The sequence below is a fragment of the Methanosarcina sp. WWM596 genome, from assembly GCF_000969965.1.
Classification (GTDB): Archaea; Halobacteriota; Methanosarcinia; order Methanosarcinales; family Methanosarcinaceae; genus Methanosarcina.
This window is the reverse complement of sequence record NZ_CP009503.1, coordinates 513695-533166: the sequence shown is the minus strand read 5'-3', so window position 1 is coordinate 533166 and position 19472 is coordinate 513695. Positions and strand designations below refer to the sequence as shown.

Below are 19472 nucleotides of genomic sequence, written 5' to 3'. Positions count from 1 at the left end.
TTTTATTCTCCTCCCTTATTTGCAAGAATTGCAAGAGGGGTGGCGATTACGTGTATGTACTTGCTGTACGGGATGTATGCAATACAGAATAGCAGGGAAATAATGGAGTGGAAGAGAGCTGCGGGGGGTGCAGTTGAGGGATCAAGCCCAAAGCTCCAGATAAATCCGGTCCTGATACCATCGGCAATGAAACCGGAAATCGTGACTATGAAAACTCCTCCGAGCAGAATCCAGTCATACATGATGGTAGCTTCCCTTACATTAGAGACAAAGAGTCTCCTGACCACTGCAATTATGACTCCAAGAAGCAGAACGTATCCGAAAATGTAGTTCGGGATGGCGAGGAAATCTCTGAACTCGGCGGGGGTGAATGGAAGCTCGATTCCAAACTTTTCGATCATTTCCACCGCGAACATGAGCCCCGACAGGGCAAACAGAGCCATCCAGCCTGCAAAAATCGTGAAGTGCATGAACCAGCGCAGCGGACTTCTCTTGAGAATTCTCCTCTGGAACATAATATCGAGGATAAGAACCTCAAGAATCGGTTTTCCGTGCCCATGGTGAGACTCTTCTACTACCTGTTCCCACCAGGTCTTTAAAAATCTGATCGCACTTCCCTTGCTTCCTGCCTGAGGCTCAAGAGCATAGCCTGTGACGCCAGCACCCCATTTCTGGAAGTTAAGGATCATACCGTACAAGAAAATCACAATGGCGATTGTGCTGAATATCATTATCTGGACAAACGTAAGTCTGAGTGCATCCGAGAGCCCAGAGAAGTATGCCATCTCACTGCTAATAGTTTATTCCTCCTATATATGGGTAAAAACTGAGAACTGATACTGCTTTATAAATATCATTGATGTTACAGGATATCAATTACAGTAAAGACAGAGCAAGAACCGTAGCAACTGTCTGTATTGATGTTACAGGATATCAATAACAGTAAAGACAGAGCAAGAACCGTAGCAACTGTCTGTATAAGGTTTGAATAGTCTGTTAGTCTTTGTATCTATTATATTTAAACGTTATCTTTAACATACAATACATCGAAAAGCTCGCAAGAGGCGCGAAAATAGGGAAACATTAAAGGGGTCTAACAGATAAAAAAAAGAGAAACTGGGGAAATAGTAGTAAAATTATAATAGACGGGTTATAGGAAACCCTAACTAAAATTCATTCTAGCTGATAATGAAAAAAAATGAGTTTAAGAAAATAAGAAAAAGGTGCTGAAAAAAAACACTTTATTTTTTTGTGCATATGTACCCATAAAAACCAACGCTGTCTTGAATTGAGAATTGTGTTACCCACACATAATGACGAACATCTAAAAAGATAGAACGTACTCAGAAAAAGTCGAAAACTATAAGGTGGAAAAAGATGGGAAAAGAGGGATATCCGGATTAAAATTCATAGAAGATGTTTGAAAGCACCTTTTACTCTGAAAAAAACTACCCGGCGTCCTTCCTGTTTAACTCATATTTCCTGAGCTTAACTCATATTTCCTGAGCTTAACTCATATTAACCATGATGGAGAACTGCTCACAGCCCTATCTCTTCTTTGAATTTCTCAATCCCGATCTCATCTATAACTTTTCCAAGCCTTTTTGGCTTCCCATAACCTTTGTAAAAATTAATGATTTTTTCAACAAGGTCCAGCACCTGCTCTTCCGAAAGATCCTTCGCCACCAAATCTCCGAGCCTCGGACTCGGCCCTGCGCTTCCTCCAACAGTCAGATTATAGCCCTTTGCCGTGCCCATGACACCTAAATCCTTTATACTTGGTTCAGAACAGGAATTAGGACAACCTGAAACAGCCATTTTGAATTTGGAAGGGAGCTGCATTCCGTGATATTTTTTGTCAAGCTTCAGGCCAAGCCCGACAGCATCCTGTTTGCCCCTCTTACAAAACGTAGTTCCTGGACAGATTTTGATGCTCCGGACACAGAGCCCGATAGCAGCTCCCGGGCTCATACCCAGTTCACCCCAGGCTGCATCCAGGTCTTCCTTCTTAAGCCCTACAATAGCAATTCTCTGGGCCGATGTGATTTTTAAAGCCGCTGCCCCATATTTTTCTGCAATGTCTGCGATCTTTCTAAGGGTCTCTGGATATACGATCCCTCCGGGAATGTGGGGAGCAATTGCGTAGGATTCTCCGTCTCTCTGCAGGATTGCAGCCTTCTCAGGAAGGTCGCCTTTAACGTATTCTTTTGTCATATTTTTACACTCTCCTGGTAAATAGTTTCAAGTTTGTTTCAGGATCTAATTATCGGTTAGCCTGAGACCAATGTCTGGACATCAAAGCAAAAACTGAGATTGACGAACAGGCTGAAGTTTCCGAACAATATCTTCGATCCGTACAGAGACCCGCACAGAAACGGATATGTGAACCTGTTTTAACCCCGGTGAATTAGACCCCTTCCATAACTACAGAACCTCGATAACCCGGCACCCTTCCGGATTAGAGGATTTAGACTTCTGGACCCATAAAGAGAGTACCAGACCAGATAATATATTGCTCGAAACAATATAAATTGTATGTGCCACAACAACCGGTTTCAGGGAGTGAATTAAATATCCGGAGCAAATGCATGGGTGGTTCCGGATTAATCAGTTGATAAACGGATCATGAGATCCGTCAATAGTTTTTACTGCTGCTTTTTTATTCTTTCCAGAAAGCCCTTGAGACCTGCTTTATGCCTGGCTTCGTCAAGGGACGCCCTCTCGAAGAAAAGAGCAGCTCTGGTATTGCCTTCCTTTCTGGCAATTTCCGCAGCTTCGGCTTTTTCGATCTCGGCTTTGCTTTCCCCTTCAAACATCATTTCAAGATTTTCAGTTGTCGTGCTTTTTACGAGCCCCATAATTTCAGCCACTTCCGTGGCATGCCAGGCTTCGTCCATTGCTATCTGACGGAGGTAGACTGCAACATCTGCAAACCCTTCCTGTTCAGCAATCTTGGACATTGCCAGGTACAATCCAACCTCAGTTGTCTCTCCTCTAAAGGTATCTTTCAGAATCTTTTCAAGGTCCATTAAATCACCATTTCTCCTTTAAAAAAAACCTATTTGTAAACTACCCGTTAAATCTAAAGATTTAAAGGGCTTCCTGAATCATCTACCGACTATTGTCTGCTAGTCATACAGGCTCTACCCCGTATTCCGCAGGTGGAAAGATGTACTTGAGCTACCTTTCGGTTTCCAGTTTTCGCTGGCACTGCCTCTAGCCCTTAGAGGGTATGATCGGAAAAGTTTGCCCTGTTAGCCAACTTGCCTAAACATTGTGGTAACAGCAAAATCCCTTTATCCTGTGCCAGGTTATCGCTTTGGAATTTCAGCACAGAACAATAGACTTCAAAATATTAATAAGTTACCAGAATCAATAACACTCGAACGTGAAAAAGTTGACACTTATATCCCATGAAATTAAGATTTCATGGATTTTACGCTTCTTCCTATAAATTGAAAGGTTTAACACTAATATATAAAAGAGGACAAATAAGAGTTCTGCATATATATAAAGATAAAAAATATTGCAACAGATAAAGAAAAAAAAATCAAAGTTGAGAATGATAAGTGGAAAATAGTTAAGATGAAAATTTATATTGATGAAGATAAATGTACAGGCTGCGGGACATGTAAGGCTGCCTGCCCTAAAGGTCCGAGGATTTATTCCATAGAAGAAAAAAATGGTAAGAGAGTTTGTATTCAGAAAGATCCTTCTTACTGCCTCGGGTGCAGAATGTGTGTGACCGTCTGTATGGAAGACGCAATCACCCTTGAAAACTGATTTTAAAAAACAAAAAACACAACCAGGATTGAGAAATTTGTCACTTGAAATTCGTGTAGTGCTTGTAGAACCCATGTATCAGGGAAATGTGGGATCGGTTGCAAGAGCAATGAAAAACTTTGGATATTCTGATCTGGTTCTGGTAAACCCCTGTGAACTCGAGGGACAGGCAAGAGCAATGGCTTCCCATGCAAGGGATGTGCTCGAAGGTGCAAGAATTACCTCAACCATTGAAGAAGCCGTAAGAGGCACAGACCTGCTCGTAGGGACAACAGGAATCTCAAGCCTGAAGACAGGAGAGCATATCCGCCTTCCCCTTTACACTGTAAAGGAATTCAAAGAAAAAATTAAAGAATACAGCGGCACCATTGCAGTCCTTTTCGGGCGTGAAGACAGCGGTTTCAGAAACGACGAACTTAAAGGTTTTGATATGCTTATCACGGTTCCGACCTCAGAGATATACCCAATAATGAATCTATCTCATGCGATTGCAATTGTGCTTTACGAGCTTTCGGAACTCAAAGGGGGAAACAACCCACTTGCTGAAGGCTTTGACCTGCAGCTCCTGTACGGGCATATGGATGAATTGCTTGAGGAAATAGGTTATCCGGCCCACAAAAAAGACAAAACTTCCCTGATGCTGAGAAGAATATTCGGAAGAGCCGGGCTGACCCCAAGAGAAGTCCAGACTCTGAGGGGTATAATAAGGAAAACCGAGAGAAAAATGGGGTTCGCAGCAGAAGCTAAAAACCTGCAGAAAGCAGAAGATTCAGAAAGCATAGAAAAGTTCATATGATACTAAGCCTGATTTACATCAGAATCTATAATACATTTTTTAACTTTTTTTAGGATCATTTTTAAGCAGAAATAACCTTATCAAAAAGGAAAAATTTTACATAAAAGCCAAGTATTTTTGAGAACGCCATGACCGAGACAGAAAGCAAGTGGGACGAGAAACTAAAAAGATTCTTTAAAGACTACTACTGGAATGAAATCCTTCAACTTGCAAACGAATATCCGGATCAGCGAAGCCTTGGTGTGGATTTTACAGATATAGAGAAGTTTGACAGGGAGCTTTCAAAAGAGCTGCTCGAGCACCCAGGAGAACTTATATGTGCAGCTGAAGCTGCCCTGAAAGAAATTGACCTTCCTGTAGAAAAGAGCCTTGAGCAGGCTCATGTAAGGATTATAAAAATCCCAAACAGGGTCCCTATCAGAGAACTGAGAAGCAAACACCTATCACGCCTTATTGCAATCGAAGGCATGATAAGGAAAGCCACAGAGGTAAGACCAAGGATTACTAAAGCTGCCTTCCAGTGCTTGAGATGCGGGCACCTTACCATTGTCGAACAAAATAGTTTCAAGTTTGAGGAACCCTTTGCAGGCTGTGAAAATGAGACATGCGGAAAAAAAGGACCTTTTAAGGTTGCAATTGAAGATTCGACCTTTATAGATGCCCAGAAACTCCAGATCCAGGAATCTCCGGAAAATCTAAAAGGAGGTTCGCAGCCGCAGAGCCTGGAAGTAGATTCCGAAGACGACCTCACGGGAAATGTCACCCCCGGAGACCGCGTCATCATTAACGGAATCCTGAAATCAAGGCAGCGCACCCTCAAAGATGGAAAATCCACTTTCTATGACCTGGTGCTGGAAGCAAATTCTATCGAGCGCCTGGACAAAGATTATGACGAACTTGAAATAACTGCCGAAGACGAGGAACAGATCCTTGAACTTTCCCGTGACCCGTTAATCTATGACAAAATCATAGCGTCCATTGCACCCTCTATCTATGGATATGAAGATATCAAAGAAGCCCTTGCCCTTCAGCTTTTTTCAGGAGTTGTGAAAACCCTTCCTGACGGAGCCAGGATCAGAGGGGATATCCATATGATGCTTGTAGGTGACCCCGGAATTGCAAAAAGCCAGTTGCTACGTTATGTGGTAAAACTCTCACCAAGAGGCGTTTTTACATCCGGAAGAAGTGCATCCGCAAGCGGTTTGACTGCTGCTGCCGTTAAAGATGACATGAATGACGGCAGGTGGACAATCGAAGGCGGTGCCCTTGTCATGGCTGACATGGGGATTGCTGCGGTTGACGAGATGGATAAAATGAAGACTGAGGATAAGAGCGCCCTGCACGAGGCAATGGAACAGCAGACTATAAGTATTGCTAAAGCCGGGATTATTGCTACCCTTAAGTCCCGTTGCGCACTTCTCGGAGCTGCAAACCCAAAATACGGACGTTTTGACCGTTATGAGGGCCTCGCAGAACAAATAAATATGCCTCCAGCACTGCTTTCCCGCTTTGACCTCATCTTTGTTTTGCTCGACACCCCAAACCACACCCTGGACAGCAGGATCGCAAACCATATTCTTCAGTCGCATTATGCAGGAGAACTCTTCGAACAGCGGCAGAAACTTCCCGGATCTCAGGTAACAGAAGATTTTGTTGATGCAGAACTGGAAATAATAGAGCCCGCAATAGAAGCAGAAATTATGCGAAAGTACGTTGCATATGCACGAAAAAATGTGTACCCAGTAATGGAAGAAAACGCCCGGCGCCACATAATCAACTTCTATACAGACATCAGGAAAAGTGGAGAAGGTAAGAATACGCCCGTACCCGTGACAGCAAGGCAGCTTGAGGCGCTGGTTCGTCTCTCCGAAGCCAGTGCAAGAGTACGTCTGAGCAATATAGTCACTCTGGAAGATGCAAAACGGACTATAAGAATCACCATGAATTGCCTTAAAAACGTGGGTGTTGATCCTGAAACGGGAGCTCTTGATGCAGACGTACTTGCTTCAGGCACAAGCATGAGCCAGAGAAATAAAATAAAACTCCTTAAAGACATAATAAAAAAAGTCTCCGAGAGACATACTGGTGCCAAAGCTCCTCTCGAAGAAGTTTACACCGAAGCTGAAAATGAGCATGGAATGGACAGAGATCATGCAGAAGAATATATAAAGAAAATGAAGCAGAAAGGGGACATTCTTTCTCCGGACCAGAACCATATCAGGCTCATTAATTAAATCAAAAGACAGTGGTATTTCATAGCCTAAAAAAGTTGCTGCACACTGGAAGTCCAGCGGACGAGCAGCATACCCGTAAACAAAATAATAATAGTTAAGCTGTAAATACTAAATAGGGCAAAATGGTTAAGCTGTAAATACTAAAAGGGCGAAGTATTACTTAAAAAGGGAAAATATGTATCTAAAAATTTATAAAAATGAAGGGTGCGGGCTTGTTGCAGCCTGTGATAAGGAAGTGCTCGGAAAAACCCTGAAACATGGCAACGCCGTAATAGAGATCAGCAGTGCTTTCTATGGAGTGGAACTTGTCTCTGAGGAAGAACTTCAGCAAGCTCTGGAAGAAGCTATGACTGCAAATCTCTTCGGGGAAAAAACAATCAAATGCGCCATAAAGTGCGGGCTTATCGATCCTGATTCTGTAATCATTATCGATAGTGTACCACACGCCCAGATATTCAGAATTTGAAAAAGATCTTATATCTCACGCTGGTTGTGTAAATGGCTAAAATGTGGTATACGGCAATTCCCGGTTTAATTTTCCGGGCTGGCCCTACCAGAACCGGATAAAAATAAAACCTATAAGAGAAAATTGCAAAATCGTGATACTGTGAGCGAAAATATCGAAGAAGTCGGAATCAGAATGCTGACAGAAGGTGAACTGATTTCCGGGGTTGTGGAAAAACACAAAAGGTTTCTGGAAGAATATCGAAAGGAGTTTGAAGAACTGGACAGCAAGCTGAGCCAGTTTGAAGAAGACGCAAAAAATGCAAAAATTTCCAGAACCCGGATGGCGGAGCGAAAAGAGGTCCTGAAGGAAAAACGCCAGCAATATTACCATCAGGCAGAGGGATTGCTCGAAAAAGAGCTCTTTCCGAAACTGGACCCTGTAACTGCTGATAAAATAAAGGAAGATATAAAAAAACTCAAAGGACAGATCGAACCGGAAGAAGAACAGGAACTTAAAGACTCTTTTATGGAAAACCTGCAAGAGCTCACCAGAGAAAAAGGAGTCGGAGAAAGCCTTCTCTTGCAAACCAGAGCCAGATTGGAGGAAGCCAGGGACTCAAACCTGGAGCTAAAAGAGATCAAAGAGTCTGAAAAACAACTTGAAGAGGATGATGGAAGCAAAAACAGTGAAATTTCCAAAAATAAACCCCAGCACAAATGGCTCAGCAGCAAAATAAAAAGTCACGAAGAAGCCCTGAGTTACTGGGAAAAACAAAAAGTATAACAATTTAAAGAAAACACTTGGGTGGTAGGACATGAACAACGACGTTTCAACAGCAGAAACTGCAACGGCCGACCTTTCAAACCTTAACGAACGGGAGCTTAAGGGCAAGGTGAACGAGCTCAGGAGCAGGATAGAGAAAAGCGAAAGGCAATTGGCTTCGATTTTTAAGGAACTGAAAATCAAATTGCGTGCGGCCACCCCAACCTAAAGGATGGGGTATGCTGATGGGCCGCCCGCCCGGTTATTCTGGTACTTAGAAATCGTCAATTTTCCGTTGCCTAGACTTTAATCTATATGATTGAACCTCTGTTTTCGGTTTTCCCTGCGACTCCTTAATGTAGTGCTTGATTGTGTCAGCGGTTACATTTCCAACGGATCGATAGAATTTACCACTTGACCATAGACTTCCACCCCAATATCGTGTTCTCAGTTCAGGATGAAGCTTGAACAATCTGTAAGAACTACCTCCTTTCAAGTATTGAACCACCTCTGATAGAGAGGTGCTTGGGTGGAATTCCAGGAACAGGTGAACATGATTATCTACAACTTCCAGAGCATGGATTTTGTAGCCTTTCTCTGTGCAAATATTGTGGAATATAGACTCGCAATCCTTTTTAACTCGTTTATTGTAGAATATCTTGTATCGATACTTAGGCACCAACACGATGTGGTAGGTAATCTGACCATAGCCATGGCTAAAACTGCGCAATTCCAACGCTTATCACATCCTAGCCATAGGTAGCTGGAACCACCTGTGGCTATGGTGTCAAAAAACCTCATTTTACAAAAAAACGATGATTGATACAGTTTAAGCGAATACAAAACAGCCAGCGAGGGTTCACTTCATCCCCGACCTGAAGGTCAGGGTATTCGTGACCCTCTGCACTCCCATAGTAATAAACAGGACCGATATCGACGAATTGAAAGAAAAGAGAGACTCTCTGAACAAGCAGGTTAAGGAAAGGGTTGCAAAAGCACAGTCACTTAGAGACCGAAGGGACGAGATTAACAAGCAAATTGGAGAGTACAAGGAAAAAAGGAGCGACGTAAATTCCAAAACCCAGAAACTTTTTTCAGGAATTGCAGACCTCAAGGAACAGCGTGATGAATGCAACAAACTCTCTCACGGAAGCGTGGAATCCCTCTCAAGGGCGTATGAGGCTGAACTGGATGCTCTTTTAAACAAAGAACTCCCCCTTGCAGTAGAAATCAAGATAATCCAGAAGTTAAACGACCTGATTAATCGCCTTGAAGCTGCGAAAAAAGCAAACGAACTGCATTCACTGATTCAGGACAGTTATAAAGAGTCCAAAGGAATTCACAAAGAAGGGGACGAATTCCACAAAAAAATCCAGGAGCTTTCAGACAAATCTCAGGCATGCCACCTGGAAATGCTCGAAAACTTCAAGGCAGCAGACGAAATCCGAAAAGAGGCAAATATGTACCATGCCCAGCTTACGGATAAAATTGCAAACATAAATTCCATTAAAGAAAAAATAGATCCCCTCAAGAGCAACATCGCAGGCAATCGAAAAGAACTCTCGTCATACCTTGACAGATTAAAAGACATCCAACTTACAAAGAATGAACATAAAGTTAGCCAGAAACACAGCGATGCCCGTGAAAAACTGCAGAAAAATGCTCGCCTCAGCCTGGAAGATCTTAAGCTTCTCATAGAGAAAGGAGATGTAAAGTTCTCCACAAACGACTGAGACCGGAAGAAAGAGCAAAAAATAAAAAAGCGATAGAAACCGTTATTTAAAAAGTCTGTTTCAGACGTTTCAGACTTATTTATTCATAGGGAGCTCCAGTTAAAAACTTCAGTTCCCAGTTTTTAAATCGGGTTCTGCTTTAGGCATATAGTTTTGACTTTCAAGCCTGCCCTTACTTTTAAGTCTGACTTTTATTTTTAAACTGGTTTTACTCGGATAAATCACTTTTTCTTATATAATCCCGCAAAAAAGCCAGTTACCAAAAAAACAGCTCCAATGCTCAGAAGAAAAAGGGGGAGATCAAAACCTTCTGCCTGATTTTCAAACCCGATAGAGGTAGAAGAGTTGCTAACGGAGTCACTGGCAGGAGAAGTCTCAGGTTTCTGAGGCATGGGAAGCCTGGGGTCAAGGTGCTGATACACCGGAAAGAACCTTACCAGTACTCCATCTGCCCCGGAATAGATAGTGTCCACTGTGAGGTTCAAAATCTCTGTAGAGTTATTAGAATATACAAAAGTGCTACCCTCACTTACAATAGCGTCTTCAAGGAAAAACTCTTTCCTTCGAAGTTCAATCCATACCCTACTGCCCTCAGTATCAGCACCTTTTACATGAATCTGATAATCCTGTAAGAATGTGTAGTAATCGCCGGATCGAACATAAATCTCGTCCCCGTCAATTAAAATAATAGAAAGTTTCTCCTCATCTGCACAGGCTGGGACAGGAAAGACTGCACAGAAGATAACTGAAAAGAAAAAAAAGACCAGAAGGGTGAAAAAAAATGCAGGCAGGAGATTTGTTCCTTTCCTGCTTTTTCTTCCGTGCTTATTTGGGACGCGCATAAATGCATCTACCTGCAATAATTTCTTCCTTAGTATCATCTGCCTTCCTGATTATAAGCGCTCCGTCCGGAGTTACTCCGATAGCTTTGCCTTCTATAATCCTGGAAGGGGTGGTCACCTTTACCTCTCTACCAATAGTATCCGAGAGAGCAAGCCAGTCATTGAGGATCTGGGAAAAGGGCTGAGTCTTGAAACTTATATACTGCTGCTCAAGCTCAAAGAGAAAATCCTGAAGGAACGAAACTCTTCTAAGATGTCTTCCAAGCTCGACTTTCAAAGTGGTCGAACCTACACGGAAAGACTCGGGAATATCCTTTAAATCCATATTTACATTGATTCCTATCCCGAGAACGACATAGTCCACCCTATCCACTTCAGCCTTTGCTTCGGTAAGGATCCCGCAGACTTTCTTCCCATTGATACGGACGTCATTTGGCCACTTGATGCGAGCATCAAGCCCCATATTGCGGATTACATTTGCAACTGCAAGCCCGGCAACAAGGGTCAGCCTTGAGGCGTGTCTGAGAGGAATCCCGGGCTTCAGGATCACAGACATCCAAATTCCACCGTGGGGCGAGACCCATTCCCTGCCCATGCGGCCCCTGCCTCCCTTCTGAACCTCAGCGATAACAAGAGCTCCTTCTTCTTCGGAAGCTGCAATTTCTTTAGCGACACTGTTAGTAGAACTAACTTCCTCAAAGTAATGGATCTTCTGTCCCAGAAGAGTTGTTTTGAGCCCCATCTGGATCTCATCAGGGTACAGGAGTTGAGGCACGGATTTCAGGACATAGCCCCTCTTCGGGGATGATTCTATTTCATATCCATCCGCTTGAAGGGATTTGATGTATTTCCATACCATAGTCCTAGAAATTCCAAGCTTGAGCCCCAGTTCTTCCCCAGAAACGGGGGTTTTCTGCGCATCCTTAAGTGCCTTAATAATTCGAGATCGTTTATCTCCCATCCGTGCACCCCATACAAATGTATACGTTCCACCGTATATATTTTCTTAGTCTAAACATATATTCATACCAAACAGACCGGAAATCTCTTATGTTACTGATTTCCGGAGAGTAAACAGAATCACCGCTGTGTTTTCTGTGCCATGTTAACATAGGCATGTACAGCAGCCGTGATCGCTGCGACCTTTTTGTCCTTTGCCTCCAGAGCCGAAGCCAGGGTAGCCCCTTTTTCACTGTCAGCCTTAACGACATCTTCCACAGCTTCAAGGATATTCTGCTCTTCGATAAACCCGGTTGTTAGATCTCCTCTGCGAAATGCTGGATTCCTCATGACGGCTTTATGGAAAGGAATATTGGTTTTTACTCCCACGACCACGTATTCGTAAAGAGCCCTTTCCATCCTGGCAATGGCATCTTCTCTTCTCCTTGACCAGACGCAGAGCTTGGAAATCATGGAGTCATAATAAGGAGAGATCGTATACCCCGTGTGCACACCGCTGTCCACCCTTACTCCGGGACCTCCCGCCGAACGGTATCTCCGGATCTTTCCTGGAGACGGGGCAAAGTCGTTTAAGGGGTCTTCAGCGTTTATCCGGCATTCGATTGCATGCCCGTCAATAACTATATCTTCCTGCTCAAACTCGAGCTTTTCGCCCCAGGCAACCCTGATCTGTTCCCTTACAATATCGACCCCTGTAACCATTTCAGTGATTCCATGTTCCACCTGCAGCCTGGTATTGACTTCAAGGAAGTAAAAATTTCCTTTAGAGTAAAGGAACTCGACAGTGCCTGCGTTTACGTAACCGATCGCTTTTGCTACCTTTACGGCAGCATCTCCCATCTGCCCCCTGAGTTTGGGAGTCATGATAGGGGAAGGAGCCTCTTCAATCAACTTCTGGTGCCTTCTCTGGATGGAACATTCCCTATCCGAAAGATAGACCGTATTACCAAAAGAGTCAGCAAGAATCTGGATCTCTATGTGCCTGGGCTCTTCTACGTACTTTTCAATAAATACAGAAGAATCTCCGAAAGCCGAACCTGCCATCTGCCGCGTGGAACTCAGGGCTGTAGCAAACTCTTCCCTGGAATGAACGACTTTCATCCCAATTCCGCCGCCACCCGCAGAAGCTTTGATAAGGACGGGATAACCTATCATCTCAGCCACATCAAGGGCTTCTTTCACGTCCTCAACTGCATCTTTTGTTCCCGGAACTACAGGGACCCCGGCTTTCATCATCAGATTTCTTGCCCTGATTTTGCTTCCCATTTCGGCAATCACATGGCTCGGAGGACCTATGAAGATAATACCCTCTTCCTCACAGCGTTTTGCAAAGACAGGGTTTTCAGAAAGAAAACCATAGCCGGGATGGATTGCATCGGCCCCGGTGTTTTTTGCAACTGCGAGGATAGCTTCCATGTTCAGGTAACTCTGGCTGGCAGGGGCAGGACCTATCAGGTAAGCCTCATCGGCATACTTGGCAAAGAGAGCATTTTTGTCAGCCTCCGAACAGACAGCTACAGTGGAAATTCCGAGCTCCCGGCAGGCACGCATGACCCTGATTGCTATTTCACCACGGTTTGCAACGAGTACTTTTTTGAACATATACCTTCCACCTTGCTCAATTCACTCGATTGACAGTATTATGTTGCCGGGAGCAACCATATCTCCTTCGGAAACAAAAATTTCCTTAATGGTTCCCGAATGTGGAGCATGAACCGCGTTTTCCATTTTCATGGCTTCGATGACGGCAACTGTGTCCCCTTCCTTCACAACATCTTCTACCTTAACCTTCAGGGAAAGCACCATACCCTGCATTGAGCAGGTAACTCCGCCTTTAATGGATTCGGGTTTTTTAGTGGATACCTCGGAGATGGAAACTCCCCCAAGGGGCTCGATCTTGACCTCATAGACCTCGTCATCTACCTCGACCCTGAAGTGAGTAGGCATTGTGTACTCCTGAGGCGCCTCAGGGGCAGGGGTGATAACTGCCAGGGATTCCTCTTCCATTTCCCCATTCAGGAACTTCGGAGCAATTGCCGGGTAAAGGATATATGTAAGGATATCTTCTTCGGACTTTGCAATACCCATTTCCTCTGCTTCTTTTTTTCTCTTTTCATACTCCGGCTTGAGGAGGTCTGCAGGGCGACAGTGAATAGGTTCTTCGTCGCCTATGATCTTCCCGATAATCTCAGGGCTGATTGGAGCAGGAGAGCGCCCATAGAGCCCGCGTACATAATCTTTTACCTCTTTAGGAATGACCTTGTATCTTTCCCCCATGAGCACATTGAGCACAGCCTGCGTGCCTACTATCTGGCTTGTAGGAGTAACAAGAGGCGGATACCCGAGCTCTTTTCTGACTTTTGGCATCTCTTCTAGCACAGCTGCATACTTGTCAAGGGCGTTCTGCTCTTTTAACTGGGAAACCAGGTTAGAGAGCATCCCTCCGGGAATCTGGTAGATAAGGACATTGGTGTCAATTTGTTCGGAAATAGGGTCAAGAATCCCACGGTACTTATCCTTCAGGTCTTTGAAATACCTGACAGCCTCTTCAAAGGCTCCGAGGTCAAGACCTGTATCATACGGAGTTCCCTTAAGAGCTGCAACAACGGTCTCGGTAGGAGGCTGAGATGTCCCCCACGCTAGAGGAGAGAGCGCGGTGTCCAGAACATCCACCCCAACAGTACAGGCTGCCATATAGCTCATCGGGGCCATTCCCGAAGTACAGTGGCAATGCAGAGAAATTGGGATCGATATCTCTTTTTTCATGGCACTGATTATTCTGGTAGCCTCATTGGGAGAGAGCAGCCCTGCCATATCCTTGATGCAGAGAGAGTCACACTCCAGCTCTTCAAGCTGTTTTGCAAGCTCCACATATTTTTCTACTGTATGCACAGGACTTATGGTGTAGCAGACCGTACCCTGTACATGGGCTCCCAGGCCTTTTGCCACTTTAATAGAAAGTTCCATGTTCCGGATATCATTGACTGCGTCAAAAACCCGAAAAATATCGATGCCATTTTCATAGGCTTTGGTGACGAACTTTTCAACAACGTCGTCAGAATAGTGCCTGTACCCTACAAGGTTCTGGCCACGGAGTAGCATCTGAGCATCTGTGTTGACCATCTTTTTCTTGAGGTCCCTGAGGCGCTGCCAGGGGTCTTCATTAAGGTAGCGAATACAGGTGTCGAAGGTGGCACCTCCCCACATCTCGAGGGAAAAATATCCAATCTGGTCCAGTTGTTCAACCACTTCGAGCATGTCCCTTGTCCGCATCCTGGTTGCCAGGAGGGACTGGTGTGCATCCCGGAGGACGGTTTCAGTAATTTTTATACGCATGGATGAGCCTCTTAAATCAAATCAAAAAAACAGAAGTTATTGAAATATACCCTGAAATATACCCATCCGTGACTTTTCCAGAGAGATTGATCTGGGATTTACAGAGTATAATGGGAACTTGTTTTTTGATTCGGTTCGGTCAAAGCATATTAGTCTCCTGATAGCGGTTGATAGCGGTTGACTGCAGTAGCTTGCAATTTGCCTGGAGAGGGGTTAATTCGGTATAGTATAACCGAATCTCCGATACCGCATAACTTAGCAGGAGAAAATTAAGATTATAGATAAACTCGCAAAACTCAACGTGTCTTGCGTCGATAGGAATATTTTTAATAATACCATTGTTAACAAGTAAATACTTTTCGCTAGCGTTAACATTGGAGAGTACTCTTTTCAAAAAGAAGATCCCAGATCAGAAAAACAATTATCTCCCAGATAAAAAAAAATAATTATGATACAAAAATAAGGAAAACTCCCGAACCTGAGAAAAAACGAAAAAATGTACATAAAATTCTTTGAATGACAGGCACAAAAAATGAAAGTAATTAAAAATAATTAAAGCACTTTCATGCCAAAAAAAGAGACAAAAAGAAAGAAAAAGAGAACAAAACAAGAGAGACAAAGAGAACAAAACGAGAGAGACAAAGAGAACAAAACGAGAGAGACAAAGAGAACAAAACGAGAGAGACAAAGAGAACAAAAAAAAAGCTCATTGTCTGGAAAATACACTTTTTTGCTTTCGCCCGACAAAGAGCCACTGGTCATAAGTACCTTCTGAATCCGTATTGTCCACAATCTCCCCCTCGACCCCTTCCTTAAGGAGAGCATCGGCGAGAATTTCAATCTCGGGTTTGCTGCTTACAGTAAAGAGCAGGACAGACCCATCAGCTGCGACCGAGACAGCTTCTCTAATAATACCGGTCCAGAGCCCTTTGTTAAATTCGTAGACGAGCCCCAGCATAAAACCCATTACCGCATCAAAACTTCCGGGCTCAAAGTATTTTGAAATGGCTGTTGCATCCATAACCACGACCCTTTGGGGATTCAGGACCTGCTGCTCGAGCCCCTGACAGACAGTACATTTATTGATTTCTATTGCCAGAGGATTCAGCCCAAGCCTGTAGAGTGCAAGTGTGGACATCCCGTTTCCACAGCAAACCTCAAGGAGCCTGCCTTCAGGGTAATAGCCTTTTTTTCGGAGAAGCTCAAAAATGTCTGTGACCCTCTTTACACGATTTTCTGAAAAAACACTTTTGTAGGACTCGGGTCTAACAGAGCAGCCCGGACAGAGGTTCCGGCTAACAAGCATGAAGGAGTAATATTCGTTTATTACGTCCCGCCAGGTTTCGGCAGAAAGCTCAATGTCCTTTTCAGGAGGGTTAGAGGCAAGAAGGGAGTCTGCAAGGGCTTCAAAGCTGGCTTTAAGGGGAGCTGATGCAAGGGCTCCGGTAAATACTGACCAGAAATCTACAGGAACATTTTCATCGGCAGGATTGAAAAACAGCAATCCCAGCGTGTGTTCCCTTTCCCTGACCCTGATAAGTCGAATGTTTCCCGCGCCTGGAAAGTTTCGGACCCCGTTGAGGTACTGGAAGGTACGCTCAGGAGCCCTCTGGGCAGTATAACTTTCTTCTACAAGGTAGATCTCTTCTTCTATGTCAAGGAGTTCCTGTAAGAGCATGTTGGACTAGATTCGAATAATCTAATATCAAGATTTCGAAAAAGAGGCCCAGAATAAAATGAGAGGAATTAAATAAAAGTTAGTAGAAATAAAAAAGCAACAGATTTCCAGGAATTTACGAGTATTTGAGGATCATTATAAAAATAGTTACAATAAGAAAAAGAGATAAATAAGCTTTACAAAGTAAATAAAGGGGAAAAAGAGCATTAAAAGCTGAATAAGAAGTGAAGAAAACCCCGATATAAGCAAAGGTATTTATAGAATCTGATTACAAAATCAGAGATTAGAAGGGATTTATTTAAAGAAAAGAAGCTTGGAGGATAACATGACAGCAAAAGTTATACCGTTTGCACCAATTGAGCGTTTAATAAGGACAGCAGGTGCCCACAGAGTAAGCGAAAGTGCAGGAATGGCCCTTACGGAAATTTTGGAAGAATATGGACTTCAAATATCAAAAGAAGCTATAAAACTTGCAGAACACGCAGGCAGAAAAACCGTAAAGGCTGAAGATATAAAATTAGCAAAAGAAATGCTTTAAATTAAAAAAGACAAAATGCTGAAAAACAGCATTTTTCTTATTTTATACTGTATCCTGATTATGCAGTTGCAGTTTCAAGCTCAACCATAGTGAGAGATTCCACAGGGCAAATCCTTGAGCAGGCTCCGCAGCGGATGCAGAATTCATCACTGATAATTGCCATTCCGTCGATGATCCGGATTGCAAGTTCGGCAGTTTCAGGATCAAAATCATCGTTTTTCATAATTTTTGCGTTCACGGGGCAGACGGAATAGCATATCCCGCACCCAATACACTTTTCGGACTGAACTACCTTTTTGTTTTTCTTATCTGCCTTTACCATTAAAAATCACCTCAAAAACTCCAGAGAATTGCCAGACAACGGGAAATATACCTGTAATTATCTGTAGAAGCAGGACTGACTGCAAATATAAAGAGAAATTTATATTTGATATGTCTATGATATATTTGATATTTTTAAGGTATATGAAGATTTCGAAGAGACTGACCTCAGGTCAAACTCCAAAAATCAGGTCAGCCAGGCCCATGCCCGTCATCGTGAGTACGGTTACAATGACTCCTGCTATCATTACCCCTGCAGCGATTGCTGGCAGTGAATGCTTGAACTTGATCCCGAACACAAACGCGGCTGCACAACCTGTCCAGGCTCCGGTAACTGGCAGAGGCACGGCAACGAAGAGAGTCAGGGCAAAGAGCCCGTATTTTTCAAAGTTTTCAGTGTGGTTTCGCCGGGTCCTTGCAAAGAGCCAGGTGAAAAAGATATCGAAGATGTGGTAGCGCCTCAGGTACCCGGAGACTGGCTCAAGGTAAAGCAGAAGGGGGACCACAGGAATAAGGTTTCCAAGCACCGAAAGGAAATAAGCCTCAAGGGGCCCCATTCCATAGATACCCATGGCAACAGGGATTGCCCCCCTCAGTTCGGAGATCGGAATAGCCCCTATAACCATTACTGCAAGCCAATGGGGCACAGACCCTAGCATTTCTACCAGTAAATTTTCAACAGACATGATGATCAGGAGTGATAATTATAATCTTTAGAGAGAAAAAGGCTCGCTTCATTAAGGCCTTTTTCATCTGCCTTTTCTACCTTTCAGAGATCCAGATGTAAACATGCGGCAAAACCTGTTTGTAAGGAATTCTGAAGCCTCATTCTCCTCTTGAAAGAGCGAAATGTGCAAGTAAGGCTTCCAGCTGGATTTTTTCGCTGGCTCCTTCGGTTAACCTGAAATCGGCCTCCCCGATGATATCCACAAGTGCGACAATGTCCCTTTCCGAAAGTCCGAGATCCAGAACCATAAGGTTATCCATTTCAGAAACCACCCTGTAGATCTGGCCCACAATATCCTCTCCGGAAAGCCCTTCTTCGTAAAGCAACCTGTTAAGCTCTTTTCTGGCAATCCTGAAATTTCCGCGCAGGGCAGTCTCAATCAGGTTCTTAATTTCATCAGGGTTTGCGGTTGCCGTAGTCCTGTAAATTGTTTCTCTGGAAATAGGATTTTTCGTATCAATGAAGGCGGCAGCTTGAAGAGAATTGACAGCTTTTCGCATGTCTCCCTGAGCTACATAAATCAGAGCTTCATACCCACCTTCTGTGATGGACAAACCCTGGTCTTTAGCAATGTATTCAAGCCGTTCTTTAATTGCTTCATCGGAAAGTCGCCTGAACCTGTAAACTGCACATCTGGACTGGATAGGTTCAATGATTTTGGAGGAATAATTGCATGAAAGGATAAAACGGCAGTTACTGCTGAATTTTTCCATGGTCCTGCGGAGGGCAGACTGTGCATCCGAGGTAAGGGCATCGGCTTCATCAAGGAAAATGATCTTGAACGAAGCTCCGCCTATAGGAGCAGTTTTTGCAAAGTTTTTAATTTTATTTCTAACTACATCAATGCCCCTTTCATCGGAAGCATTGAGTTCAGTAAAATTTTCTCGCCATAAATCTTCCCCGAAAAGTTCCCTTGCAATTGAAACTGCGGAAGCTGTTTTTCCGACACCAGGAGGCCCGGAAAAGAGGAGGTGGGGAAGGTTTTTAGTTGCCACATAGGACATCAGGCGCTCGATTGTTTCCTTCTGCCCTGCTACCTGATTCAGCCTGATTGGCCTGTATTTTTCAATCCAGATCTCGTCTTTAATCTTAAAGTCCTCCATTAATATTTGCACCTTAATTAGAGAAGATAATATTTAAACTTTCGAATGTTTGCGATATATAAGGCATGCCGACCGCATTTCGAAATCGGGAAACTCTAAGAGTCAAAAACAGGCACTGAGATCAGTAAGAAGGAAGCATAAAAGGGTATAAGGACCTGAAACAAAGGTCCCTGAATTTAAGGGGAAAAGAAAGTTGAAGGAAATATGAAAG

At 43.7% G+C, this 19472-nt stretch carries 20 protein-coding genes; 8 read left to right on the top strand and 12 right to left on the bottom strand.

Translation table 11 applies throughout. From position 1 onward, the window contains the following. Positions 1–2: 2 nt before the first annotated feature. The 3 genes from hdrE to MSWHS_RS02385 form a co-directional block, all read right to left on the bottom strand. On the bottom strand, positions 3–785 hold the full coding sequence (gene hdrE / locus MSWHS_RS02395; RefSeq protein WP_048125712.1) for a dihydromethanophenazine:CoB--CoM heterodisulfide reductase subunit HdrE: 783 nt from the start codon (positions 783–785) through the stop codon (positions 3–5). Between the two features lie 754 nt (positions 786–1539). After that, entirely contained in the window at positions 1540–2214 is a 675-nt protein-coding gene (locus tag MSWHS_RS02390; protein WP_048125710.1) for an NAD(P)/FAD-dependent oxidoreductase, read from the bottom strand. Between the two features lie 431 nt (positions 2215–2645). Beyond that, positions 2646–3029: a ferritin family protein gene (locus MSWHS_RS02385; protein WP_048125708.1), complete on the bottom strand. Its 384-nt coding sequence runs from the start codon at positions 3027–3029 to the stop codon at positions 2646–2648. A 475-nt stretch (positions 3030–3504) separates the two neighbouring features. Here MSWHS_RS02385 and MSWHS_RS02380 point away from each other — a divergent pair, with 475 nt between their 5' ends. The 6 genes from MSWHS_RS02380 (at position 3505) to MSWHS_RS19920 (ending at position 8252) form a co-directional block, all read left to right on the top strand. Continuing rightward, on the top strand, positions 3505–3783 hold the full coding sequence (locus MSWHS_RS02380; RefSeq protein WP_394297146.1) for an indolepyruvate ferredoxin oxidoreductase subunit alpha: 279 nt from the start codon (positions 3505–3507) through the stop codon (positions 3781–3783). A gap of 37 nt (positions 3784–3820) precedes the next feature. Further along, positions 3821–4579, top strand: a complete 759-nt coding sequence (locus tag MSWHS_RS02375; RefSeq protein WP_048125705.1) for an RNA methyltransferase — start codon at positions 3821–3823, stop codon at positions 4577–4579. A gap of 128 nt (positions 4580–4707) precedes the next feature. Beyond that, the gene (locus tag MSWHS_RS02370) at positions 4708–6813 is read left to right on the top strand and encodes a minichromosome maintenance protein MCM (protein ID WP_048125704.1); all 2106 of its coding nucleotides are present in this window, start codon (positions 4708–4710) and stop codon (positions 6811–6813) included. A 175-nt stretch (positions 6814–6988) separates the two neighbouring features. Beyond that, entirely contained in the window at positions 6989–7279 is a 291-nt protein-coding gene (locus MSWHS_RS02365) for a DUF424 domain-containing protein (protein WP_048125702.1), read from the top strand. 141 nt (positions 7280–7420) lie between these two features. Beyond that, positions 7421–8044 carry a hypothetical protein gene (locus tag MSWHS_RS02360; RefSeq protein WP_048125700.1) on the top strand — a complete coding sequence of 208 codons (624 nt, stop codon included), beginning with the start codon at positions 7421–7423 and terminating at the stop codon, positions 8042–8044. Positions 8045–8075: 31 nt separating this feature from the next. Then, a complete protein-coding gene (locus MSWHS_RS19920; protein ID WP_231585540.1) occupies positions 8076–8252 on the top strand; it encodes a hypothetical protein in 177 nt (58 codons plus the stop codon). A gap of 45 nt (positions 8253–8297) precedes the next feature. Here MSWHS_RS19920 and tnpA read toward each other — a convergent pair whose 3' ends face one another. Continuing rightward, positions 8298–8759 carry an IS200/IS605 family transposase gene (gene tnpA, locus MSWHS_RS18800; RefSeq protein ID WP_082088120.1) on the bottom strand — a complete coding sequence of 154 codons (462 nt, stop codon included), beginning with the start codon at positions 8757–8759 and terminating at the stop codon, positions 8298–8300. Positions 8760–8916: 157 nt separating this feature from the next. Between tnpA and MSWHS_RS02350 the strand changes: the two genes are divergently transcribed. Beyond that, a complete protein-coding gene (locus MSWHS_RS02350; RefSeq protein WP_231585539.1) occupies positions 8917–9756 on the top strand; it encodes a coiled-coil protein in 840 nt (279 codons plus the stop codon). Between the two features lie 221 nt (positions 9757–9977). Here MSWHS_RS02350 and MSWHS_RS02345 read toward each other — a convergent pair whose 3' ends face one another. The 5 genes from MSWHS_RS02345 to MSWHS_RS02320 all read right to left on the bottom strand — a co-directional run bounded on the left by MSWHS_RS02345 (position 9978) and on the right by MSWHS_RS02320 (position 16572). Next, a complete protein-coding gene (locus MSWHS_RS02345) occupies positions 9978–10616 on the bottom strand; it encodes an S-layer protein domain-containing protein (protein WP_231585538.1) in 639 nt (212 codons plus the stop codon). Next, positions 10582–11559, bottom strand: coding sequence for a biotin--[acetyl-CoA-carboxylase] ligase (locus MSWHS_RS02340; RefSeq protein ID WP_048125694.1), 978 nt, complete (start codon positions 11557–11559; stop codon positions 10582–10584). The genes MSWHS_RS02345 and MSWHS_RS02340 overlap by 35 nt, the downstream gene beginning before the upstream one ends. A 119-nt stretch (positions 11560–11678) precedes the next feature. Continuing rightward, positions 11679–13160 (bottom strand): acetyl-CoA carboxylase biotin carboxylase subunit, encoded by a 1482-nt coding sequence (locus MSWHS_RS02335; RefSeq protein WP_048125692.1) that lies wholly within the window; start codon positions 13158–13160, stop codon positions 11679–11681. Between the two features lie 21 nt (positions 13161–13181). After that, positions 13182–14894 (bottom strand): sodium-extruding oxaloacetate decarboxylase subunit alpha, encoded by a 1713-nt coding sequence (gene oadA / locus MSWHS_RS02330; protein WP_048125690.1) that lies wholly within the window; start codon positions 14892–14894, stop codon positions 13182–13184. Between the two features lie 706 nt (positions 14895–15600). Further along, the gene (locus MSWHS_RS02320) at positions 15601–16572 is read right to left on the bottom strand and encodes a class I SAM-dependent methyltransferase (protein WP_048125686.1); all 972 of its coding nucleotides are present in this window, start codon (positions 16570–16572) and stop codon (positions 15601–15603) included. A 292-nt stretch (positions 16573–16864) separates the two neighbouring features. On the opposite strand from MSWHS_RS02320, the gene MSWHS_RS02315 reads away from it, so the two are divergent. Then, positions 16865–17110: a histone family protein gene (locus MSWHS_RS02315; protein ID WP_255350506.1), complete on the top strand. Its 246-nt coding sequence runs from the start codon at positions 16865–16867 to the stop codon at positions 17108–17110. A gap of 58 nt (positions 17111–17168) precedes the next feature. Here MSWHS_RS02315 and MSWHS_RS02310 read toward each other — a convergent pair whose 3' ends face one another. From MSWHS_RS02310 to MSWHS_RS02300, 3 genes are all read right to left on the bottom strand, one after another. After that, on the bottom strand, positions 17169–17432 hold the full coding sequence (locus MSWHS_RS02310) for a 4Fe-4S dicluster domain-containing protein (protein ID WP_048125682.1): 264 nt from the start codon (positions 17430–17432) through the stop codon (positions 17169–17171). 172 nt (positions 17433–17604) lie between these two features. Further along, entirely contained in the window at positions 17605–18117 is a 513-nt protein-coding gene (locus MSWHS_RS02305) for a small multi-drug export protein (RefSeq protein ID WP_048158714.1), read from the bottom strand. Positions 18118–18256: 139 nt separating this feature from the next. Continuing rightward, positions 18257–19261: a replication factor C small subunit gene (locus tag MSWHS_RS02300; protein WP_048125678.1), complete on the bottom strand. Its 1005-nt coding sequence runs from the start codon at positions 19259–19261 to the stop codon at positions 18257–18259. Positions 19262–19472: the final 211 nt, after the last annotated feature.